Here is a 4,047-nt window from a genome sequence, read left to right as displayed (position 1 = left end):
GGGGGGCGCACCCCCCCGCGCCCCGCGGCGGCCGCGGTTGCCCCCGGGGGGGGCCCCGCGGCCCCCCCCCCCCCGGGGGGGGCCCCCCCCCCCGGGGGGGGGGGGGGGGGCCCCCCCCCCCCCCCCGCCTCCTGGACGGGGTCCGGCTGGTCAGCCCTCGGATCGGCCCGACCGTCGGAGCGTCTGGTGCGGACTCTCACCGAACCGCTGCCGGTACGAGGCCGCGAACCGGCCCAGGTGCGCGAAGCGCCAGCGCCGGGCGATGTCGCGGACCGTCACGACCCCGCCCCGGCGGGACGTGAGTTCGAGGTGCACGCGGTCGAGACGGACCTCGCGGAGGTAGCGCATCGGCGTCACGGCGAGGCGGCGGCGGAACAGGTCCTGCAGACCCCGTTCGCTGAGCTCCGCGCCGGCGGCGATGTCCGCGACCTCGAGGTCCTCGTCCGCGTGGTCGTGCACGAAGCGGATGGCGCGACGCAGCCGGTGCTCGACGTCGGAGCGGGACCGGGTGAACGTCGACAGCACGACCGTGGCCACCCGCCGGTTCAGCGCTGCCCGCTCGGTGGCGTCGAGGTCGGGGTCGAGGATGCGGTCGGTCACCTCGCGCAACAGGGTCAGCAGGGGCTCGACGCCGGGGTCGGCGGCGTCCGGTTGCACGAACTCCGACGGCTCCTCGGCGTCGCCGAGCATCGCGGGCGCGACGTGCAGGAGCGTCATCGCGGTCGCGTCGGTGTCGAACGCGTACGCGACGGGTGCCGACAGCATCATCGGTCGTCCGGGCCCGACGTCCCACTCGCTGCCGTCGTCGGCGGTCAGCGTCGCCCGGCCGTTGGCGAGCACGAAGACGACGTGGTCGGGGCGGGGGCCGATCGTGCCGGCCTGCGGCCCACCGGTGCGGATCTTCCGGAGGGAGACGTGCTCGTCGCCGCCGGAGCGGTAGTCGAACGGCTGGTCGGAGGACGTCACGAGAGCCTCCGTTCGACGGTCCGCGCGCCGGGTCCGGCGGGCCACCGAACGCTACCGTGACCGTCCGGCGCACGCGAGACCCCCGTCCGCGTCGCGCAACGGGTCGGCCGTTCGCCGTCGATCACGGTTCCGGGACCGCGTCCCAGACGTCGCCGTGCCGCGACAGCACCGTCCACCGCGACACCGGCCACGTCGTGACGAAGGCCCGGCCGACGACGTCCGACACCGGGACGGTCCCGTGCGCCCGGGAATCGGCTGAGTCGTACCGGTTGTCGCCCATCACCCAGAGCCGGCCCTTCGGCACGGTCACCGAGAAGTCGGTCAGCGCGACCCGGTCGGAGCCGGGCCGCAGCACGACGTACGACTCGTCGACCGCGTGACCGTTCACCGACAGGCGTCCCTGCGCGTCGCAGCACGACACGGTGTCGCCGGGCAGGCCGATCACCCGCTTGATGAGGTCGTTCCCCTGCCCGGGCCCGAGCCAGCCACCCGGGTCCTCGAAGACGACGACGTCGCCGCGTCGGAGCGGCACCACTCCGGGGACGAGTTCGTTGACGAGCACCCGGTCGCCGACCAGGAGCGTGTTCGCCATCGACAGCGAAGGGATGAAGAACGACCGGACGAGGTACGACTTCACCAGGAAGGACGCCAGCAGCGCGACGACCACGATGATCGCGAGGTCGCGGAGGAACTTCCAGCGGGCACGCCTGCGGGGCCCGGGGACGGCTTCGTCGCTCAATGCGTCAGCACCACCTTGACGACACCGATGACGAACGCGACGGCGGCGAGCACGATGCCGCCCCAGAGCCCGAGGAACGTCGGCCGCTTGCCGCTGAACCGCTGCATGAACACACCGACCATGCCGATGCGGACCACGAGGATCACGAGCGCGGCCGTCTGCGCCCACGACGCGGGCAGCCAGCCGATCCACGCGACGGCGTACAGCACCGCGGGGATGAGGCCGGACGTGGCGATCGGGTTCGCGTTGCGGACGATGGTGACCACGGACTCGCGACGGACGTCGTCGGACGCGTCGTCGTCCCCGAGCCCGTGCGCGACCAGGTGCGACAGCACGTGCGCGAGGTACGTGAGCACCGCGGTGCCGAGGACCGCCCACACCGCCGAGCCGTGGTGGATCGCGGCGGGGTCCACGGCGATCGCGGCGGCGAGCACGGTGATGTTGCCGTAGACGTACGACGACATCCGGTCGCGCATCTGCTCGATCGGCAGGTCGCGGCGGTCCGGACGGCCACCACCGCGCCCGTCCGCTCGGTCCGGCAGTCGTCGTGTGCGTGGCATCCCTCCATCTTGGCCCCGCCCGGGGCCGCGCAGCCGACAGGACACCGAGTGCGATGGCACACGCCGTGCTCGCGATGGCACACGCCGTGCTCGCGATGGCACATGTCGCGCTCATTTGGTTGACGCGTCAACCAAATGAGCGCACACTGGTCGCATGACCACGCAGGACCTCCTCGCCGCCGACACCTCGATGGGCGCCGTGACGCTCCGGGTCGCCGACCTCGACCGCATGATCGGCTACTACCGCGACGGCGTGCGGCTGTCCCTCCTGTCGAACGAGGGCGGTGTGGCGGTGCTCGGGCGGGGCACGACCCCGATCGTCATCCTCGAGCACGCGCCGTCGATGCAGCACGCCGGGCCGCACGACGCCGGCCTGTTCCACACCGCGATCCTGTTCGACACGAAGGCCGACCTGGCCGCCGCGCTCTACTCCGTCGCGACCCGGTACCCGCAGACCTTCACGGGCAGCGCCGACCACCTCGTCAGCAACGCCTTCTACTTCACCGACCCCGAGGGCAACGGCGTCGAGCTGTACTGGGACCGCGACCGCACCGAGTGGTCGTGGACGCACGGCATGGTCGACATGGCCACCATCTCCGTCGACCCGAACGCCTTCCTGCAGGAGCACCTCACGCAGGACGCCCTCGACGGCGCAGCAGCACGCCCCGGTCGGGTCGGCCACGTGCACCTGTCGGTCGGGGACGTCGCCACCGCCAAGGATTTCTACGTCGACCGGCTCGGCTTCGCGACCACGGCCGGTTGGGGTGAGGCGCTGTTCGTCAGCGCCGGCGGCTACCACCACCACATGGCGATGAACACGTGGAACTCGCGCGGGGCCGGACGTCGCCAGCTCGCGCTCGGACTCGGGCTCGTCCGCATCGAGGTCCCCGGCGCGGACGACCTCGGCGCCCTCGTCGAGCGGATGCACGACTCCGGCGTGCAGTCGGCGGACGACGGTCGGACGGTTGCCTTCGAGGACCCGTGGGCGAACCGGATCGAGGTCACGGCGCCGGGCCGCGGCTGAGCCATCCGCACCGGGACGGACGGTCTCCGGCAGGATGGACCCGTGACTGAGGACATCCGGTGGGAGGTGGTCGAGGAGAGCACGCTGTCGCTCCCCGACCACGAGGCGATCGCAGCGCTCCTGGGGCGAGCGTTCCCCGACTGGTCGCACTGGTACGTGGGCGGCCGCAGCTGGGCGGGCATGCAGCCCGAGCGGCGCGTGCTCGCCCGTGACGCCGACGACGTCGTCCTCGCCCACGTCGGGATCCGCCGGATGTTCATCACCGTCGGCGGCCGGGACGTGCTCGTCGGCGACACCGGCCTCGTCGCGGTGTCGCCACGACTGCAGGGCACCGGCAAGGGCCGCGACCTGATGGAGCGTGCGCACGCTGTGCTCGAGGGGCTGGCGGTGCCGTACGGGTTCCTCGGCGCCGGTGAGAACCGGGTGCCGTTCTACGCGAACCTCGGCTGGCACGTGTTCGACGACGTCGTCGCGGACTACACGGCGTTCACGGCCGAGGGCGCCGGGCTGCCGATGACCGACCAGGGCGGCTGGATGGTGCTCCCCGTGGCCGAGCGGCTCGAGGACTGGCCGGCCGGCCCCATCTGGCTGAACGGCCAGCAGGTCTAGGCGGGACGACAGACGGGAGGCGGGGGGGGGGGGGGGGCCCCCCCCCCCCCCCCCCCCGGGGGGGGCCCCCCCCCCCCGGGGGGGGGGGGGCGGGCCCCCCCCGACCACCCCGCCCCGGGCGAAGGGGGGCCGGCGACACGCACCCGGGC

At 73.5% G+C, this 4,047-nt stretch carries 5 protein-coding genes; 2 read left to right on the top strand and 3 right to left on the bottom strand.

The genetic code is table 11. The features are described from left to right. Positions 1–150 precede the first annotated feature (150 nt). The 3 genes from J2X60_RS18985 to J2X60_RS18975 form a co-directional block, all read right to left on the bottom strand. Positions 151–966, bottom strand: coding sequence for an AraC family transcriptional regulator (locus J2X60_RS18985; RefSeq protein WP_070417011.1), 816 nt, complete (start codon positions 964–966; stop codon positions 151–153). A gap of 121 nt (positions 967–1,087) precedes the next feature. Next, positions 1,088–1,705, bottom strand: a complete 618-nt coding sequence (gene lepB, locus J2X60_RS18980; RefSeq protein WP_309889719.1) for a signal peptidase I — start codon at positions 1,703–1,705, stop codon at positions 1,088–1,090. Then, a complete protein-coding gene (locus tag J2X60_RS18975) occupies positions 1,702–2,265 on the bottom strand; it encodes a hypothetical protein (RefSeq protein ID WP_229085410.1) in 564 nt (187 codons plus the stop codon). Before J2X60_RS18975 ends, lepB begins: the two co-directional genes overlap by 4 nt. A gap of 154 nt (positions 2,266–2,419) precedes the next feature. Between J2X60_RS18975 and J2X60_RS18970 the strand changes: the two genes are divergently transcribed. Together J2X60_RS18970 and J2X60_RS18965 are read left to right on the top strand one after the other, a co-directional pair. Further along, positions 2,420–3,289 carry a VOC family protein gene (locus tag J2X60_RS18970; RefSeq protein WP_309889717.1) on the top strand — a complete coding sequence of 290 codons (870 nt, stop codon included), beginning with the start codon at positions 2,420–2,422 and terminating at the stop codon, positions 3,287–3,289. A gap of 42 nt (positions 3,290–3,331) precedes the next feature. Continuing rightward, positions 3,332–3,898, top strand: coding sequence for a GNAT family N-acetyltransferase (locus J2X60_RS18965; protein ID WP_309889715.1), 567 nt, complete (start codon positions 3,332–3,334; stop codon positions 3,896–3,898). Positions 3,899–4,047: the final 149 nt, after the last annotated feature.

It is taken from the genome of Curtobacterium sp. 320 (assembly GCF_031455235.1).
GTDB lineage: Bacteria > Actinomycetota > Actinomycetes > Actinomycetales > Microbacteriaceae > Curtobacterium.
This window is presented reverse-complemented; position numbering and strand designations above follow the sequence as displayed.

Excerpts from the sequence above, each read along its gene's own strand:
- J2X60_RS18975 (WP_229085410.1), bottom strand. The coding sequence starts at position 2,265 with ATGCCACGCACACGACGACTGCCGGACCGAGCGGACGGGCGCGGTGGT.
- J2X60_RS18970 (WP_309889717.1), top strand. The coding sequence starts at position 2,420 with ATGACCACGCAGGACCTCCTCGCCGCCGACACCTCGATGGGCGCCGTG.